Source organism: Alkaliphilus transvaalensis ATCC 700919, assembly GCF_000621485.1.
In the GTDB taxonomy this organism is placed as follows: Bacteria; Bacillota; Clostridia; order Peptostreptococcales; family Natronincolaceae; genus Alkaliphilus; species Alkaliphilus transvaalensis.
This window is the reverse complement of sequence record NZ_JHYF01000015.1, coordinates 1-17,631: the sequence shown is the minus strand read 5'-3', so window position 1 is coordinate 17,631 and position 17,631 is coordinate 1. Positions and strand designations below refer to the sequence as shown.

Sequence of the window (17,631 nt, the reverse complement as noted above, 5' to 3'; positions counted from 1 at the left end):
TTGCCCCTGCACCCTGACCGTTTCCGTCAGCACCTCCCGTAAACATAATGTTATATGACGTAAACTAGTGAGTACTCGTTTTAAGTAATGCCTTCAGATCTTTAATTTCTATTCCAATAATTCGTTCACTCAATACTCTAGTTATTCTAGATGACTATAATTTTCTGAGCAAAACGTGATTAAAAAGCGAAACGCTTTTATATGGCTCTAGATCTGATACTTTCATTTCAATATCAAAAACTTTATCCATCCATAATGGCTCTTTCTTTTTATCTTTGTTACTCTGCAAACCAAAAAACGTCTGTAGGCTTAATATTTTCTCAATTTTAAGATCGCAACTCCACTTTGATAGTTCTTCGGGATAATATACATGCACTGTACCAAAAGTGTTAGAAATTTGTCCACCTTCAAGTAAATCAACAGCCCCGTCTATATCATTAGCAACAGCTTTGGACATTATTCTACCGTCATTATTATTTTTTACTATAGATAAAACTCCACCACTTTTAAGTATACGTGAAAATTCTTTCACAATTTCGGCTCGTTCTGAGATGAACTCTAATACATTATGACATACAATAACATCAAAAGTACCATCACCAAAATCATTCAATTTCTCATATTTCCCGATTATCTGTGTATACTTATTTTCGCATTCACGTTCTTCAACCATATCAACATTGGGCTCAATTGCGATAACTTCATTATTTTTTGCCAAATAATTTGCTGTTGTCCCAAAACCACTCCCAAAATCAAGAATTTTCAAGTTTTTAGTTTCAATATATCTTTCTAATTGTGCCCATTTAAGTTTATAAAGCATTATTATGTCTGGATCTTTAATTTTATTTTTGAAATTTCTCAAATATTCGTTAAGCATTTCATTCTCCTCCTATTATATAAATAAATCTGGAATCCACAGTTTCTCGGCGGAGCTTGATATAATAAGAAACCATCGATTTCTATATACTTAATCTTACAAAATGAACATTCTAAGAACTTAGCATTTAAATAAAAATCCAGCTATAAACTGGACTCTATGATTTACTAATTCTATCTTTTTCACCGAAACCCTATAAACCTGACCCTAATAAACATATTTCATTAATAATTATTTATAAATAGCCTTTAGTCCAGTACCTATACTAAAAATTCTATTTATTATAATGAATAAGTCCTTCATAAAAGCTAATTTTCTATAATAGCAACACCTTGTAAGAATATTTCCGCTAACGTTCTCGTGTTTGCGACGTTCTGACAGATTATTAATTTCCCAAGCCAAAATGTTGCTAACCCTATGTTATATGCTATCCTGTCGATTCTAAATTTTCTACCCTCACTAAACCATTGATTTTATGGCATATAGAAAAGATACTATGCATTAATTATTAATTTTTATTAGGGTACGGTTTACTTGCTTTTACTAGGATTCTATTTGATTTGTTTGTATAAACTCAATAATGGGTTTAAGATTTTCTTTTTTCGTCCAATCATGTTTTGAGCCAATTGCTTGTATTAAAGCAGTTTCCCAAGGTTCATAGGTGGCTGGATCTTTTCTTTCGACAGCTTTTTTTAACATATTGCATAATATACGATCTTTCCAAGACATAATTTCTTCATTCCATGCACCCCTGCAATAAAAACAAGGAATATGTGCAAGCTCAATCTTAAAATTATGCTCTTTTAATACAGCCATTGCCTTTTCATCGTATGGGGATGCTCCTACTGCAAATACTATAAGCTTCCTGTCCTTTAGTTTTTCTTGATGTTTTCTAAGGAAAGAAATACCTGCAATTCCTGTAGCATATATGCCTCCACCCAATATAACAGTATCATACTTTTCTATCTGCTCGATTGTAACTCTTTTTGTTTCAATCAAATCGCAGGATAATTCTTCTGCTAGCCATTCTGCATATTTTTTTGTTGCTCCATACTTAGACTGATAAATCACAATTGTATTACTCATGCATTATACCCTCCTCATTGCAAATGTAATGTCAGTTTGACACAACATCCATACCCATAAGAAACTCCAATAGACAGACAACCAGTATCTTCAGCTGCTTCAGTATCTGAAATCCTATCCCCTACCACTATCGCACTACACCACTCAGTTTCATCTAAAACCTGTTTTATCTGTTGTGATTTAATAAGTGCTTCAACTCTCGACTTGATAATAGAAAACTTGTCTACAATTAAAAAGGTATTTAGTATTCTATTTGCATAGATATCACTACCATTTGTACAAATCCAAAGAGTGTACCCTGCTTTCTTGAGTTTGACTAGAATATCAACAACACCATCATATAGCTTTCCAGATTGAATTAAGAGTTTTTCCTCGATTGACCTTACCTCATATCGAATGATTTCCACTTCTTCATTGGTTATTTTATCTTCAAAAATTATTCTGTAAATATCTATCGTAGGTTTTCCTATAAGCTCTATCAACTTATCTCTTTCCCATGTTTCTACTCCTCTTGTCATGCAAACTTGATTTACAGCATCAACAAATATCGTATCAGTTTTAAACAATGTAGCATCTAAGTCGAATATAATAGTTAGACCTCAGAGATATACCACAAGGTGGAGTTTTACTCTTAGCGAAGGGATGTGGTGCATATCGCCCTAGGCTTGTACCCTAGTGCACCCTTGCACAAATATTTTGTTAAAATAAATAATATGTAACTAGCTTGCTAAGGTTTGTTCTCATAACCTATACTAATGTAAATGTGAATCCTAATTTGCACACTTATTAGAATCTTAAAATGTTCAATAATTAGAATATGAACACTGCTAGCAAGTTAAAGTAACTCACCGTTTTCACTATAGAATGAATTGCAAAATTTCATGACACCACAAACCTTATCTACATTGATTCTGTTTAGGAAAAGAATCTTTAGGTATTCATTTTCAGGATTATTTTCTGACAGAATAATATTATATTGCAATGCAGGCTTAAATCCAAATTGTAAATAGTAATCTCCCCCTATTAATGCAACCCATTCATAACCTAATGCTTTTGCTTCTTTTAACCCATTCTTTATAAGTTGTTTCCCAATTCCCTTGTTTTGATAGACAGGTGACACTGCTAATGGCCCTAAAGATAAACCTTTATTCTTTCCAATATGTGCTTCAGACAGTAAAATGTATCCTATAATTTTTCCATTCAACACGGCTACTTGGCATAGTTCTTTCACAAAACCCCTGTCGTAGGTAACTTTCTCCACAAACTCCCACTCATTAAATACTTCATCCTTACCCTCACGATAAAAAGCTGATTTTACTGTCGCTTTGATCTCTTGCAAATCCTTTTTTGTTACGTTTCTAATCTCTATCATTAGTACTCTCCCTCGCTTAATATCATAAAAATAGTTTTTCTCATCAACAGACCCTCAAAGAACAACTCCGATATCGCCGTGTCACGGTATAGCGATTCACGACGTTCTCTCTTTTAACGCCTTGGCGGAAAAAGTGGCGCATGTCTTTGCCTCCCAAGGACTGTGATACCCTGAGGAATTATATTTTCCAATTTTATTTACCAATTCAACGCTGCTCAATTCATTTATTGCTTCTTCTGCGAAATAATTTGAGTCAGAACCTAGAGCACTTAAACCAACAGATTCTCTATCCATGTTTATCTGTCCCAGATTAATCGTTGCTCAAATGCTTCCTTTTGAAGTTCTAAATCTTCTATCATCTCCTGTAAAGGAATTATGCCTTCGGCTTCATCTTTAAAATCATCAATGATAGTTTTAGTAAACAGAATTCTATTTTCAACACGATCCTTCAATCCTACTAGTTCTAAGTCTGTCAAAATATCATTGTGTAATTGTTCTTTATCCTCTTTTTTATTGCCTTTTGAAAAATATACAATATTTCGTGTAATAAAATAAATAACATCATCATCGAGTAATGTTATAAAATCCTTTATATTTACCAAAGTCTCTATTATTAAAGCATCTGCATCAGAGTTCTTTCCTCGATATGCTCAGGACATTTTTTATATAGTTTTCTAGTTTGTACCTCCAACATCAACTTTTGGTTTTCTTTAATTTCTATACAATTTGAATGATTGAAATAGTACATCTATCTTTTCTATTGAAACATGTAGTAATGATTCTTTACTATTACTAAATGTATTATCCAATTTTCCATATCTCACTTTCTAAGTGTCTTTTAACTTCTTCCTTTACAATACTTGGTTCAGCTTTTACACATTAGTTTCTTAATGTTATTTATGTTTCATTTGTTTAGAGCATATTCCACCACTTACTTCAACTGATAAATCAGAAATAAATGCTAATGTATTGTTAATCTTATCATCAAATATTTCTTTTGAAATATCATAATTAAGCAATTCCCTCATTTTTGCAACATGAACAACGAAATCTTCTCCGTAATGACCTATTACTTCATCGACACTTTTGTCTACACAAGCATGATCAAAAAAGGTAATCCATATTCCGATATTTCCAAAATGGTCAAGTATGTCAGCATCTTGTACAATTTTTATATATTCTGGGTAAATGTTTTCTTTTAATCTAATTTGATGGTTTTTAATTATTTCACAAATTCTATCTAAGTCACTTTGACTACAATATTCATTCAGAATTTCTCTAGCAACGATAGCACCATATTTCCCATGTGGCTCTACCCCCTTAGATATGTCATGAAACCATGATGCAACTCTAATAATATCGTCGTTAGAACCATCATTTGATATCATTTTTCTTAATAAAATAGCTAAAGATGCAACTCTTTCACCATGCCGATATGTATATCCTCTTTCCCTATTGCTACGTTCTTTCCGATTTGCTAATTGCTTTGTAGCTATCTCCTTAATTTTTATAAGATCCATTTAATTCCTCCCCCGGCCTATTTTTTGTACCTGACATCGACATCACCTGCGTCAATTTCAGCGAACGTTCTACCTGTTTATGACGCCTTCGAACTGAACCCTCTAGGAATACCCCTTGGGGTGCTTGTCATCCAGTGAGAAGGTGTGGTGCTCTGACTTTTCTCTTAATGCGTGTCCGGCACCTTTATTCAAATGTATTGTTCTCCGATGCCATACGACCTATGACTCAGAGGGCGACAGGACGTCGCACCCTTAATCTCTACCCTTAATACTTTAGATAATAAATACGATAAACTTGGTCACAACCTCTTAATTAACTACTGATTTACTGAAAATTTCGATTTCTCGTCCTTTTTCGTCGTTAGTTTTATAAATATATTCCCAACCTAATTTCCTGTAATAATGGGAAGTATGTTCAGTTCTTAGATAGACCTTCTCAAAACCAATTCTCTTTACAACTTCTTGAACTCTTTTAATTAACTTCTCTGCAATACCTTGACTTCTATATTTGGGACTAACATATAATGAGGCTTACTAAAATACTCAGTAATCTGCTCTAACTTTTTAGAATTCTTTTCGGATTCTATAACAAACTCGTTACAAATCCAATTTGACACAGTTTCTACATATTTTGGATGATTATATAAATAATCGATATACATTTTAATCTCTCCACCTCAATAAAATTATGATTAGTTTTTTTCTTATCCTTAGTAGGACGCCGAGGCCTTTACGTGTGGTTTCGGAGAACGTCTCCGTGTTTGCGACGTCTTCGAACTGGCCCTATAGGAATACCCCTTGGCGGTGCTTGTCACCCAGTGAGAAGATGTAATGCTCTGGCCTTCCCCTTAACACGTGCTTCCAGCACCTTTATGCAAATGTACTGTATAGTGAGTAGTGCCATCCTTTTTAAAGGATTCACTGTACATACTTAAACAAGCAATTGTTAGATGTCAGAGCATGCCCACGCATCAATTTCCACTTTAAATACAGGATCACCTAAGGAGGCCACATATAACATTGTCATACATGGCTCGTGACCATTGAATACCTTTGAAATAACTTCTCTACGTCTTAAACTGTCAATGTCTCCAACTAGATAAAATACTACTTTGACTAAATCCTTAACATTCATATTAGCTGCGTGTAAGTTCTTGATGATATTATCCATAGCAATTTCAATTTGTTTTATCGGATCACTTGGGACTATCCCATTCTCATCTTTTCCAAGTTGTCCAGATAAAACTAGCCAACGGTTTTTTCCTGACACCTCTATTTGATGAGTATAAGCAGCAACTGGACTGTGGATATTATTGGGATTTCTAAATTCTTTCATAAAATCGCTCCTCTGAATTTTTTTATTGTTTATCTTAATATTGAATAAATTTCAGGCCTTAATTTCATCTTTTAAGCTATTTATATAACCAAATGCAAACACATTGTTATGTAACGTGGGAGGACCTGTAACTCAGAGTCCGACAGAACGTCGGTCTCTCAAATTCTATAGAGCAGCCTTGATTTAAACGTAATCTAAAATTGTATTAGATAACTTTTACATAGCGATATTCATTTAGTTTTTTACCAATAATAATTGCTTTAACTGTCCCATCATGTTTGAATCCAACTTTTTCATAGAATTTTCTAGCATTCAAGTTCTCTTCAAGAACCCATAGAGTTACTTCCTTATAAGCTCTTTTTTTTAATTCATTCAATCCCCAACTTATTAATTGTGTACCTATTCCAATATTCCAGTACTCTGGTAATAGGTATATCCCTCTTATTTCACCGTACAAATCTTCTTTGTCTGTATCTCTACACTTCCCGATACAAATTAATCCCACTGCTTTATTATCTTTATATATTATTGCATCTTCTTCCCAGCCTTCTTTTAATGCTTTTCTAAAGTACTCAGTTCTTTTATCCGATGTAATGTTATCCAAAATTTCATCAGGGACAATGTTTTTATATGCCATTTTCCATGATTGTGAGTGAATTACCCCTAGTATTTCTGCGTCATCAACACTTGCATATCGAATATTACACATCATTGTTATTTCTCCATTCTTTATATCCACCTTAATATACAAATACATCATTTCTATACAACGTTTCAGCATTTGCGACGCCTTCAAACTGGACCCCAAAGGCATACCCCTTGACGGTGCTTGCACCCAGTGAGAAGGTGTGCCCCGCTGAATTTTCCTCAAAACTTGCTCCCCGCACCTCCCATAAACACAGTGTTAGGGGAAGTTGCATACTAAACCCTTATAAACAATCACCGAATCGCTTTAACTCATCGCATTCGTAATATTTTTGTTTCCATATTTCATGTAATTGAGCTGCTTTTTTTAAATATTCAGTACTTAGATCTTCATTACTTAGCTTTGAATAAATTCTTGCTTTTGTTATATATAAATAATCTAAGTTTTCAAGGTTTCTATTATTCTTAACCGCCATATTACATAAATCCAAAGCTTCTTGAAATTCAGCTACATTAAGTTTTATGACTGCTTTATTTACATAAATCCAATATAAGTTCGTTGGTTTTAGCTGTAATGCCTTGTTATAGCATTCCTCAGCTTCTTTATATCTCTTTAAACAGGCAAGAGCAACTCCTTTACTAAGATAAAGGTCTGCATTTCTCATTTCCTTTGAGATTAAATTATCCAATATGTCTATTGCTTCTTCATACCTTTTAAAATGCTCATTACAAAGCAGGGAAGCTATTTGAAAATTGGTTTCTTTATTGGGTTTAAAATCCATAACCCTTTTCAAATAGTTTAATGCTTCATCAAATTTTTCAGATTGAATAAGCGCAATATATTGAAGTTGAAATATGTGTTTTTCTCTTGGATATTTTTCAAGTAAAATACTACACTCTTTTGTTACTTCTTCATTCCTATTACTTCTTAACAAATCATAGATTTCTATTATCTTCTTTCGTTCTTTTATTTTAAATAAAAGTGACATCTGGTCACCTCTTTTCTCTTATATAATGCCGCAATTTAAAAAGCAATTTCACCTAACGTTCCAGTGTCTGCAACGTCCCTGAACCGGACCCGCATGACCCTCCCCCTGGTGGAACTTTGTTCCCGGTAAAGGGATGTGGTATGCTGACCTTTCCCTTCAGTACGCGCACGCCCGCACCTCCTGTAAACACGCTGTTATATAATGTTATTTTTCATACATATTATTTATGTAATGCATAATATTACCATAGATACTTAAAAATAAAAGAGTTTCTATCACTAAAACTCCTTTTGATATAATTCAAGATTTTCCAAATCTATTATAAAGCCCCCATGAGTTAGTATATCTAAACCTAATAGACCATTTATATCTTCATATTGAAATGTTGTGAAGTATAATTTATACTCCTGAACAGAAAAATTACCAACTTTGATCTCATCATTCTCCTTTGAAAACGCATGCTCTTTCCCACCTATTCCATATGATACAACTAAATCATCTTCGGCACTTACCTTGATGCCAATTTCATCGACGGATTCTACGAAATCAAAGTATGTGATGCCCCACGTCTCCGTGTTTGCGACACCTTCGAACTGGACCCAATAGATAGACCGCCTTGGCGGAACTTCGTTCCCAATGAGAAGGTGTGGTGCTGAACCTGCCCATAAAACATGCTACCAGCTTATTGCGCCGTGTTTTTTCTTTGTTTTTAATTCCCACATAGTTACTCCTATAGCCATTATGATTGAATAAGCAACAAATATCAAGTATGGTATAGTGCTACCATGATTGTATTCAGGATTTATCAAAAAAAGACTGATGAATAAATTCTGTGTAAAGTGCAATACAGAAGCAGGAATAACGTTCCCTTTCGATTTTTTTGTAACCCAGTAATAAATAAAACTATCAGCAATACACCCAGATACAAATAATACGATAGGTGCTGTCATAGTCCCTAGCCAAAACAAATGATAATGCCATAATGCCCATATTATGCCTACAAGTAAAGGTGTTGTAAAGAAGCCATATAACTTATCCAATTTTTCTTGTAGAAACCCTCTCCAACCTATTTCTTCTGCAATCAAAGCCCACATAATTATTATCAGCTTCTTTTTTGTAATACCTGTTATAAATAGATTTCCATCTACAAAAATGAGCGATGTCAACTTTGAAATAGTTAATATAGTTAATGGTAGCAATACTGCTATTGCGATATAACCAATTCTTATATTGTCAAAATAACACTTTTTTATAAACAACTGCATCTCTCTGCTACCACCTAAAGTTGCAACAACAATCAAGGCCGCAAGCGTTGGTGTCATTGTTTGAATGCCATACATAATAAAGTTCGGCATTCCAGATTGAAAAATACTGAAATTCTTTACGATAAATAAGCATATCAACGGTAGCCCAAATACAAAAATAAAAAATAGCGCAATATTTTTCTTAATGGTTTCATCTTTCATATTGGTAGCCCTCACAATAAGCTAGTATAAATAATCTTTGCTTCACATTATCCTACAAGTATGAATTAACAAAGCTCTTAACATCCTCTTATACAATCGGCGGCAGGACGCCACGGTCTAAGCGTATGGTTTCGGAGAACGTCTCGGATTTGCGACACCTTCGAACTGGACCCTAAAGGAATGCCCCTTAGCGGTGCTCGCACCCAGTGAGAAGGCGTGGTGCTCTGACCCTGCCCTTAACATGTGCCCGCCCGCACCCTTGCCATAAACACATTGTCCTACGCAGTACAATATCATTACTGTAGTAAAATACCACCATAACCTTTAATACTTCTTTATTAGTAGATAATTAATCTACTCAGTTACCATAAAACCTACACTTCCTTTTGCTTTTTTACCTATAACTATAAATGTATAAGTGTTTGTTTTGGGTATAGTAAGATTGAATTTTCCCGAAGAAGCATTATTACCTCTATATATTTCTGTACCATCAACATCAGCAACAGTTATATCCAGACGACCTGAAATATTTTCTATGAAAACAGCTATAATATCCCCTTCTTCTAATTGTATATTATGAGTTTTTGTATCATTTAAAATATCATACTCCAACAAAAATTGTTTATCATTACTTGTTCTACTACCATCAAACACCTGCTTATTACAACCAATTAAAGAAATTGAAACAATAATAATAAAAATTAAAAAATAATTCTTTTTCATATGATCTCCTCTTCCAATATATTTTACAAATCATTGTAATATCTTTTTATATCAAGACTTATATTAGTAAGTTGCTATCTTTAGTTATATATTGCGTAGAACGTCTCCGTGTTTGCGACGCCTTCCGAGCTGGACCCCAAAGATAGACCGTCTTGACGGAACTTCGTTTCCGGTGAAGGGATGTGGTGCGCTAACCTTTCCCTAAAACGTGCCCGCCCGCACCCTTGTGCAAACACATTATTAGACGGCGAACTTTACGCACAAATAAACGCTACAAGTAGTTTAAGCTTTATTTATGTATTTTTCAACAACTTTTACAATAGATTTATCCAGTCTCTTCTGCTATAGAGAATTCTAATTATCGTTACTAGTTTTTTCTTTTCTCTAATGACATAAAATATTATGTAATTATCAACAATTACTTGTCTAATTCCTAATTGACACAGTCGATTGTCTTTTACTAACGCATGTGGAAAAGGCATTTCTTCTAGACTAAGAACTGCCTTTTAATAGTATTTAGTACTTTCAATGCTAGTTCTGGTTCTAATAGCTCTTTTGCAATGTAATTTGCTATATGATGTAAGTCAGCTTCCGCAGGTTCAGTAATTTCTATACTATAATTATTACTTTTCACTTTTTAGGCCTTCCCTAATATCTTCTATAGCTTTTGTGAATGGTCTTACTCTTTTCTTTTCCATAGATTCCATTCCTTCTTCTAATAGTTTATATAGTTCAAATTTATCTACAAGTCGCTCATATGTTTCAATACTCATTACTACTAAATCACCTTTCCCATTCTTTGTTATATATACAGGCTCATTGTACTCGTTGCAAAATTTAGATATTTCATTATAATTGTTTCTTAAATCAGAACTAGGTCTTATTGATGGCATAATATGCACCTCCTGTTTTTATTATATGCATATTATATCAAAATATAGATATATAATCAATTTCAATATAGTTTGTCGTCTAACGTTCCTGCCATTCCTGACGCCTTCGAACTGGACCCCAAAGGATACTCCTTGGCGGTGCTTGCACCTAGTGAGAAGATGTGGTGTTGACCTCGCTCCATTACGGTTAATACAGAGACTTGCTTCATGACGGTCCTTCTTGCCCCGCTGTGGGGATGGTCATGTTATATGTAGTGACAACCCCCAAAGCAATGCTTAATATCGACTACCAGATTTACTCATTGGATAAGCAAACCAATTGATTATATAAATCGCTGTTTATTCTATGGTTTAGCTCTAACTTTTCTAGCAAGAAGACAATACCAAGTGCCCACAATCCATCCTTATCTATTATTGCTCTTTTTGAAGCTTCTTCTATATAAGGTATCAATTCAAGCGGTTCGGCATCACGTAAAATTTCTATGATTGTATAAACCCCAGGCCAATTTATATCTTGGAACCATTGCATAATGTAGGGTAAAACCGGCTTAATTCGAGGATAACCTATTAACTTCAACACAACTGCAGCATTTTGCCAGCAGCCTTTGTGACAGATATCATTCGACTGTTTAGCCAATAATACTATATCTTCATCATCAATTTCTTCAAGTCTTCTTATTGCATTCTCTTGAATTTCTCTAGGTTTACCCCAATCCAAATCAGCAATTAATTCTTTAATCATCATATTCAATCTCCTAAATAATAAAACTTTATATTCAACCCCGAAATTGCCCTTACACATAACGGTCTCTGCCATTCCCGCGCCTTCGAACTGGGCCCCATAGGAATACCCCTTAGTGGAGCTTCGCTCCCAGTGAGAAGAGTGTGGTGCTGAACTTTCCCCAGACAACCCTTCTAGCACCTTTATGCAAATGTATTGTTCTCTGATGTGCGGTGCACTCATGAATCTTAGGCACCTTTGCCACTATGGACATGGCACCTTCAATTTTTTTTGAGCAAGATTATTCTATAATTCCCATTGAACATAGATGGTTCATCCTTAATAATGTAAATTGGTAATCCATCTGTTATATCTTCAAAACAACGGTTAATGTCTGTACCTATTATCGATGTGGCTTTGTTTATTAGTTTTCTAAATATTGATACTCTATTTTTCACAATAAATTTATCAAAAACTAAGATTTCACCACCATCTTTGATTACTCTCAAAGCTTCACAAATAGCTTCTCTAGGATTCTCTACAACACTTAACACCAAATTAAGAATAGCAAAATCAAATGATTCATCCTCAAATTCTAAATTTTCAGCATTCATATTAAGTAAATTTACATTTCTATCTTTAGACTTTTCTTTCGCCTTAGATAACATAGCATCAGAAATATCAATTCCTGTAACTAAACACTGAAATGGAATCAGATTTATATCTTGACCAGTTCCTACTCCTACCATAAGTATTTTATCATTAGGATTTAAATTTAACAAACTAATCGCTCTTTTTCTTCCCTTAATAAAAAATTTTCCAAAGATAATATCATATATTGGAGCTAATCGTTTGTACTTTGATATGTTGGTTGAATTTTTCATGATTGATTTACCTCGCTTTTATTGATTTCATCCTAAAAATGGTATTTTATCCTCCAAGGTTAAGCATCCATTTTTTTACCGCATTTCAGATAACGTCACGACAGTTACCGAAGTGGCGCTTCTCAGCCATTTTGGTAATTATCTGTTAGCTGATGTATATAAGGTTTAACCTATAATCCCTTCGTAATTATTAATGCATTTCTATTATCTTATCACCATTTAAAAATAACGAAATTGGTCCATCCTCAGATACTTTAATTGACAAACCATAATATGAAGCAGCACATGCTGCTTGACTACGACCACCACCAGTTACTTTTCCTTTTGTAGCAGCTGTTATATCTATAATATCTCCACAGCTAATAATCGTTCCCAATTGGGATATTGTAGTTAATCCATCCGAAGCTAATAATCCAATAGCTTGATTACTTTCTAGTAACTCACTGAACTTTCGACTGGCAAATTTATCTCTTAACATTCCACCAATTATACTCGTGTCAATTTTCCCTATAACCGGAGGTGTAGATTTTTCAATAGGTATACAAATTACAGTTCCATGACGTAACTCCGATAAAGTATAAATAATGTCAACTAGATTGTCAGCAAAACCATCGTCACAACCATATCCTACTAAATATTTCTTAATAATTGATCTATCTCTTACATACCAATTATTATCAGACCATTTAAATGAAGAATGCTTATCAACTACAATGTTAATGTCATCGTTAAGACCAACATAACCAATCCATGTTCTCCCTGGCATTTTATCAACAAAATGACTATACATCTTCTCAGAACATCTATCTACAATCGAAAACATAGAAGCTTTTTTATTTCTTATAACCCCTATTACATTTCCATAATTATTTACTAGATAGAATGAATTCCTCCCATCAACATATCTATAAGATGCAGGTGAGCTAAAATACTCATCAGACATAATCACTTCATCAGCAAATTCTTCATATTCAACTTTACTTAAATCAAGGGCTTTTATATACTTTTCAGGCTGACTTGTATATATAAATCCTGATGTAGCAGGTGACCCTTCATATCTTTTATAAGTTAAATTTTTTAGATTCTCTGTTATCTCCGTTATCGTCCAAAATCTATTAATCATCGTCTTTTTCAGTATTCTACTAATTAATACAATTTCAAATGCATAAAAACTACCAATTCGACTTGATAAACGTGTAAGCTCGTTGTTACTTTCACTAAGGCTACTAGCAAGAGTTTCTTGAAGAACTGCTAGGATTCTCTTTTCACTCGAACTAAATTCTAATAATTTTAGTAATATAGTCAGTTCCCAAAGTCCTGTCGAACTTAGGTAGACTTTCACTTGATACCTAGGTTTTCCACTAACTAAATAAATATGTCCACCATCAAAATCAACCTTTTTATAATATGCCCCAGCATAATCTTTACTTCCTAAATATAACCAGCTTACATCTCCACTTGGAAACAAATTTTTTAGTTTTGAATTTATTTTTTGAATTCTATGTTCTTTCATTTCAACCTCCATTTCTAAAAATCAACCTTATATATTTCAGCTAACGTCTCCGTGTTTGCGACGCCTTGAACTGGCCCCCTTTGACCTTCCCCCTTGGCGGTGCTTGCACCCAGTGAGAAGGTGTGGTCACTGACCCTTCCTTCCAGCTATACTCCTAACCAAATGAAACACATTGTTAGCGGATTTATTCTTGATAAAATTCTCTACAACTGTCCCTTTATCCTTTCATTAAAAACAATATATTTTTTTACCTAACCTAAATTCTATATTTATGCTTAAAGCAACCAATTTTTTTAAATCTTGTTGGCATTTAGCGTATCCCTTAAGTTTGGCCCTAGTAAACCCATGACTTTTAACCTATCTTTTAACAGTAACATATAATAAGAAACCATCGATTTCTATATACTTAATCTTACAAAATGAACGTTTTAAGAACTTACCATTTAAATAAAAATCCAGCTATAAACTGGACTCTATTATTTACTAATTCTATCTTTTCCGCCGAAACTCTATAGATCTGACCCTAATAAACATATTTTGATTAATAATTATTTATAAATAGCCATTAGTCCAGTACCTACATCTAAAAATTCTATTTATTATAATGAATAAGTCCTTAATAAAAGCTAATTTTCTATGATAGCAACACCTTTTAAGAATATTTCCGCTAACGGTTCTGTGTCTGCAACGTCCCTGAACTGGACCCAAAAGATAGACCGTCTTAGCGGAGCTCCGCTCCCAGTGAGAAGGTGTGGTGTCTGATCTTGCTCCGTGACGGTGCCTACAGAGACTCTCTTCTTAACCATGCTTGCTGCACCCTTGTGGGAATGGCTTGTTATATATGCTGTCCTTTAGCTCTGCAGCTTCTATAACCACTAAACGCCTTCTTTTCTAACTCTCTAGTAGCACATTTAATAGATACTGTGTTATATTCTTTGGTAGGGGGTAGGTCTTTGCGTCTACCCTTTTGTGATATACAAAGATTCAACTCCAAAATGGAATCAAATTCTATAGGCTTTAAACTATGTTTTTCTCAGAGAGTCCTCGTTTAAGTCAATCTTATTAACGTTAAATTCACAATAGTCTAATGGTTTAACCAAACTTTGGAACTTATTATTTCTTATAACGTCTAAGCGAATAAAGGAGTAAAAATTATCAAAAGGAGTGAATATAATGAAATGCCCATGGATTATATTTATAATAATTGTATTGCTATTACTTTTTTTAGTAGGCTGTACAAATTCTAAGATTGAAGGTGGGGATATAAATATAGAAAAATTTCCCCTTGAAATATTGGGCTTATCTGAAGACTTCCCACCTCAGATAGTTGGCTTTATTCAAACAAATGACGCACTCATGAAGATGGAGCCGGGTGGTTTTAAGTGGGAGAAAAATGGTAAAATCATAATAGCGGATGCAGCTTCACCAAATCAAATTGCAGAATCATTTGAGGCAATGACTCTGCCCCCTGAAACAAAAGTAACAATTCAATTAGAAGATCAGCCTGACTTAACCCTATATCTATGGAAGGATGACATAAGAGCGAAAGTAATTCCTCTAAGCAACAATCAATTTAAAATTCCCGTAGATCAAGGTGATTATGTATATGAAGTCATTGCCCAATGGTCTAATTTTAAGAACTCTAATATAGCGGGTTCAGTTTCCTATACATTTGTTGTTGGGGTAGAATAAGCTATTATCTAAGTCCTATCCTGACATCTCTATATTAATCTCCCTGTCAACCACAAACTATAGTACTATTTTACAATAAAACTTTTAGTAATTGTTCCAAAGTTTAATCAATGTCAAAGGCAATTTTGCTGCACTTTTTCCATCTATTGTGACCATCTTTTCAGCACTACTTTACCCAATGCTTCAACTTTCTTTGGCAAGGATGGCATATAACGTTTCGGCAGTTACCGAAGTGGCGTTTGTCAGCCATTTTGGTAACTGTCTGTTAGCAGATGTTCTATATGAAGTTATTTAAAGTCATCCCATAAACTAGCTGAAGGTTTAAATTCAATCTCTTTATTGTTAAAAAGTGTTTGAATGCCTGAAAAATCGCCTTGCCTATGATAATAATATATAATCTTCTCTACCTTTTCATTTGCTATTACTTCTTCGAATATATGAAGGTCATTATTAGGAGATAGGCCTAAAATTGAAAATTCTCCTTCAATAGTACTTAGTTTTTCAGAATCATAGTAATTTGCAAAAATTGCCTCAGGATTTTCAATACTTGCAATAACACTATTATACATTTGTCGAACAATCTTATTATCCTCTTGTGCCCAAGAATCAACATCTGCTTTTACCTTTGGATTCGTTTTATAGGCATATACCAGCTTTCTAATACCTACATTAGCATTTTCACCCATATTTATTTTCCATTTCTTATTTTCACCAGAGAAATCCAAAATAGCATTACTATATAAATGCTCGTAGCCTTCAATAACTCTAGCAATTTTAATTGGTGCATCAGGAAGCTTATTTCTTAAGCTTTCATGATTATAAACATCACTTAACATCTTAAATGAACCATGTAAATGATGTACATCAATTTTTACAACAGAATCAATATTAGAGTCATAATTCGTAGTGAAAATATTATCAAACGATTGTAAAAAACTTACGAATTCATTAGTAAATTGAGAATGTACTGTTTCAATCTCACCATTATTGTATATTGAATCTATAAAAGGACACCACAAACCTTCAATTGATGCTTTTCTAATTTCAGGTTCTGGAACTAGCTTATTACATACCACTCTTCCAATAAAAAAATAATCCTCTAATCCTATATCCTCAGGTTTGTATTTAATAGCTTGACTATATCTTGCTTTAATATGACCTAATGATTGTTTCTCAATATCTGTATATACATATTGATCATAAGCACCTGCTAAAACTGATCTTAATTCTTTAGCAAACATTTTTATTGCCATACCAGATTCAACTGGATATATTTCTTTAGGAAAATTCCCTGATGATATATTTTTTAAAGCTCTTTTGATAATCGATTTATTTGAATATTTACTCCCGCCAAATTGAATTATTACACCATTTCCGATTATTATGCTTTTCATTTCTTTATCTCCTCACTAAATCTATTCATACACCTAATTAGCATAGAATTTCTGCTAACGTCTTGCATTTGCGACACCTTCGAACTGGACCCCAAAGACATGCCTCTTGGCGGTGCTTGCACCCAGTAAGATGGTGTGGTACTCTGACTTTTCCCTTGACACGTGCCACCAGCACCTTTATTCAAATGTATTGTTCTCCGATGCCATATGCCCTATGACTCAGAGTGCGATCGGACGTCGCACCCTTAAGCTTGCTTTTTTATCCCTTGCTGTACTTTTGTAAAATAATTATAGATTTGCTCTCTTGTAAATTCTATATAATAATCAGAAAAAAACTATCAACTTTTTAATGTAATATCCACCCATTTACTGTGTTATATTCTCTATTATTACTTGCAACTTCACTTAACCACTCATCTATTTCATCCTTATAAAAATACTGTTTATTATTTATTGTAAAATAAGGAAACATTTTTCCATGAAAACTCCCGGTTTCCTCTAATGTGCGTTTTTCTATCTG

At 33.7% G+C, this 17,631-nt stretch carries 18 protein-coding genes and 1 pseudogene; 1 reads left to right on the top strand and 18 read right to left on the bottom strand.

Features of this window, described 5'->3' with window-relative positions; genetic code table 11:
• Positions 1-154 precede the first annotated feature (154 nt).
• The 17 genes and pseudogenes from T335_RS0111450 to T335_RS0111350 all read right to left on the bottom strand — a co-directional run bounded on the left by T335_RS0111450 (position 155) and on the right by T335_RS0111350 (position 14,025).
• Positions 155-877, bottom strand: coding sequence for a class I SAM-dependent methyltransferase (locus T335_RS0111450; protein WP_026477677.1), 723 nt, complete (start codon positions 875-877; stop codon positions 155-157).
• A gap of 543 nt (positions 878-1,420) precedes the next feature.
• On the bottom strand, positions 1,421-1,963 hold the full coding sequence (locus T335_RS0111445; protein WP_026477676.1) for a flavodoxin domain-containing protein: 543 nt from the start codon (positions 1,961-1,963) through the stop codon (positions 1,421-1,423).
• A gap of 14 nt (positions 1,964-1,977) precedes the next feature.
• Complete coding sequence (locus T335_RS0111440; RefSeq protein ID WP_278246896.1) at positions 1,978-2,550, bottom strand: HAD family hydrolase; 573 nt, start codon at positions 2,548-2,550, stop codon at positions 1,978-1,980.
• 248 nt (positions 2,551-2,798) lie between these two features.
• Positions 2,799-3,335, bottom strand: a complete 537-nt coding sequence (locus T335_RS20525) for a GNAT family N-acetyltransferase (protein WP_051569277.1) — start codon at positions 3,333-3,335, stop codon at positions 2,799-2,801.
• A gap of 296 nt (positions 3,336-3,631) precedes the next feature.
• Complete coding sequence (locus tag T335_RS0111425) at positions 3,632-3,937, bottom strand: hypothetical protein (protein WP_026477673.1); 306 nt, start codon at positions 3,935-3,937, stop codon at positions 3,632-3,634.
• 291 nt (positions 3,938-4,228) lie between these two features.
• The gene (locus T335_RS0111420; RefSeq protein WP_026477672.1) at positions 4,229-4,855 is read right to left on the bottom strand and encodes an HD domain-containing protein; all 627 of its coding nucleotides are present in this window, start codon (positions 4,853-4,855) and stop codon (positions 4,229-4,231) included.
• A gap of 309 nt (positions 4,856-5,164) precedes the next feature.
• Positions 5,165-5,332, bottom strand: a complete 168-nt coding sequence (locus T335_RS23025) for a GNAT family N-acetyltransferase (protein ID WP_408605164.1) — start codon at positions 5,330-5,332, stop codon at positions 5,165-5,167.
• Positions 5,333-5,801: 469 nt separating this feature from the next.
• Complete coding sequence (locus T335_RS0111410; protein WP_026477670.1) at positions 5,802-6,191, bottom strand: RidA family protein; 390 nt, start codon at positions 6,189-6,191, stop codon at positions 5,802-5,804.
• 205 nt (positions 6,192-6,396) lie between these two features.
• Complete coding sequence (locus T335_RS0111405) at positions 6,397-6,972, bottom strand: GNAT family N-acetyltransferase (RefSeq protein WP_242837289.1); 576 nt, start codon at positions 6,970-6,972, stop codon at positions 6,397-6,399.
• 148 nt (positions 6,973-7,120) lie between these two features.
• Positions 7,121-7,825, bottom strand: a complete 705-nt coding sequence (locus T335_RS20520; RefSeq protein ID WP_034328360.1) for a tetratricopeptide repeat protein — start codon at positions 7,823-7,825, stop codon at positions 7,121-7,123.
• A gap of 674 nt (positions 7,826-8,499) precedes the next feature.
• Complete coding sequence (locus T335_RS0111385) at positions 8,500-9,291, bottom strand: CPBP family intramembrane glutamic endopeptidase (RefSeq protein ID WP_026477667.1); 792 nt, start codon at positions 9,289-9,291, stop codon at positions 8,500-8,502.
• Between the two features lie 354 nt (positions 9,292-9,645).
• Positions 9,646-10,014 (bottom strand): PPC domain-containing protein, encoded by a 369-nt coding sequence (locus tag T335_RS0111380; RefSeq protein WP_026477666.1) that lies wholly within the window; start codon positions 10,012-10,014, stop codon positions 9,646-9,648.
• A 314-nt stretch (positions 10,015-10,328) separates the two neighbouring features.
• A pseudogene (locus T335_RS23020) lies at positions 10,329-10,502 on the bottom strand (type II toxin-antitoxin system RelE/ParE family toxin); the annotation flags it as partial.
• Between the two features lie 135 nt (positions 10,503-10,637).
• Positions 10,638-10,907, bottom strand: a complete 270-nt coding sequence (locus tag T335_RS0111370; RefSeq protein ID WP_026477665.1) for a type II toxin-antitoxin system Phd/YefM family antitoxin — start codon at positions 10,905-10,907, stop codon at positions 10,638-10,640.
• A gap of 295 nt (positions 10,908-11,202) precedes the next feature.
• Positions 11,203-11,871, bottom strand: coding sequence for a DUF5071 domain-containing protein (locus T335_RS0111360; protein ID WP_026477664.1), 669 nt, complete (start codon positions 11,869-11,871; stop codon positions 11,203-11,205).
• A gap of 38 nt (positions 11,872-11,909) precedes the next feature.
• On the bottom strand, positions 11,910-12,512 hold the full coding sequence (locus tag T335_RS0111355; RefSeq protein ID WP_026477663.1) for a class I SAM-dependent methyltransferase: 603 nt from the start codon (positions 12,510-12,512) through the stop codon (positions 11,910-11,912).
• A 190-nt stretch (positions 12,513-12,702) separates the two neighbouring features.
• Positions 12,703-14,025 carry a hypothetical protein gene (locus tag T335_RS0111350; protein WP_026477662.1) on the bottom strand — a complete coding sequence of 441 codons (1,323 nt, stop codon included), beginning with the start codon at positions 14,023-14,025 and terminating at the stop codon, positions 12,703-12,705.
• A gap of 1,173 nt (positions 14,026-15,198) precedes the next feature.
• Between T335_RS0111350 and T335_RS0111340 the strand changes: the two genes are divergently transcribed.
• Positions 15,199-15,717: a hypothetical protein gene (locus T335_RS0111340; protein WP_026477660.1), complete on the top strand. Its 519-nt coding sequence runs from the start codon at positions 15,199-15,201 to the stop codon at positions 15,715-15,717.
• Positions 15,718-16,004: 287 nt separating this feature from the next.
• Here the strand turns inward: T335_RS0111340 and T335_RS0111335 are convergent, their stop codons facing one another.
• Positions 16,005-17,111 (bottom strand): hypothetical protein, encoded by a 1,107-nt coding sequence (locus T335_RS0111335; RefSeq protein WP_026477659.1) that lies wholly within the window; start codon positions 17,109-17,111, stop codon positions 16,005-16,007.
• Positions 17,112-17,631: the final 520 nt, after the last annotated feature.

Bases quoted from the DNA above. Each gene is read 5' to 3' on its own strand.
- T335_RS0111450 (WP_026477677.1), bottom strand. From the start codon at position 877: ATGCTTAACGAATATTTGAGAAATTTCAAAAATAAAATTAAAGATCCA.
- T335_RS0111445 (WP_026477676.1), bottom strand. From the start codon at position 1,963: ATGAGTAATACAATTGTGATTTATCAGTCTAAGTATGGAGCAACAAAA.
- T335_RS20525 (WP_051569277.1), bottom strand. From the start codon at position 3,335: ATGATAGAGATTAGAAACGTAACAAAAAAGGATTTGCAAGAGATCAAA.
- T335_RS0111420 (WP_026477672.1), bottom strand. From the start codon at position 4,855: ATGGATCTTATAAAAATTAAGGAGATAGCTACAAAGCAATTAGCAAAT.
- T335_RS0111410 (WP_026477670.1), bottom strand. From the start codon at position 6,191: ATGAAAGAATTTAGAAATCCCAATAATATCCACAGTCCAGTTGCTGCT.
- T335_RS0111405 (WP_242837289.1), bottom strand. From the start codon at position 6,972: ATGCTGAAACGTTGTATAGAAATGATGTATTTGTATATTAAGGTGGAT.
- T335_RS20520 (WP_034328360.1), bottom strand. From the start codon at position 7,825: ATGTCACTTTTATTTAAAATAAAAGAACGAAAGAAGATAATAGAAATC.
- T335_RS0111385 (WP_026477667.1), bottom strand. From the start codon at position 9,291: ATGAAAGATGAAACCATTAAGAAAAATATTGCGCTATTTTTTATTTTT.
- T335_RS0111380 (WP_026477666.1), bottom strand. From the start codon at position 10,014: ATGAAAAAGAATTATTTTTTAATTTTTATTATTATTGTTTCAATTTCT.
- T335_RS0111370 (WP_026477665.1), bottom strand. From the start codon at position 10,907: ATGCCATCAATAAGACCTAGTTCTGATTTAAGAAACAATTATAATGAA.
- T335_RS0111360 (WP_026477664.1), bottom strand. From the start codon at position 11,871: ATGAGTGCACCGCACATCAGAGAACAATACATTTGCATAAAGGTGCTA.
- T335_RS0111355 (WP_026477663.1), bottom strand. From the start codon at position 12,512: ATGAAAAATTCAACCAACATATCAAAGTACAAACGATTAGCTCCAATA.
- T335_RS0111350 (WP_026477662.1), bottom strand. From the start codon at position 14,025: ATGAAAGAACATAGAATTCAAAAAATAAATTCAAAACTAAAAAATTTG.
- T335_RS0111340 (WP_026477660.1), top strand. From the start codon at position 15,199: ATGAAATGCCCATGGATTATATTTATAATAATTGTATTGCTATTACTT.
- T335_RS0111335 (WP_026477659.1), bottom strand. From the start codon at position 17,111: ATGAAAAGCATAATAATCGGAAATGGTGTAATAATTCAATTTGGCGGG.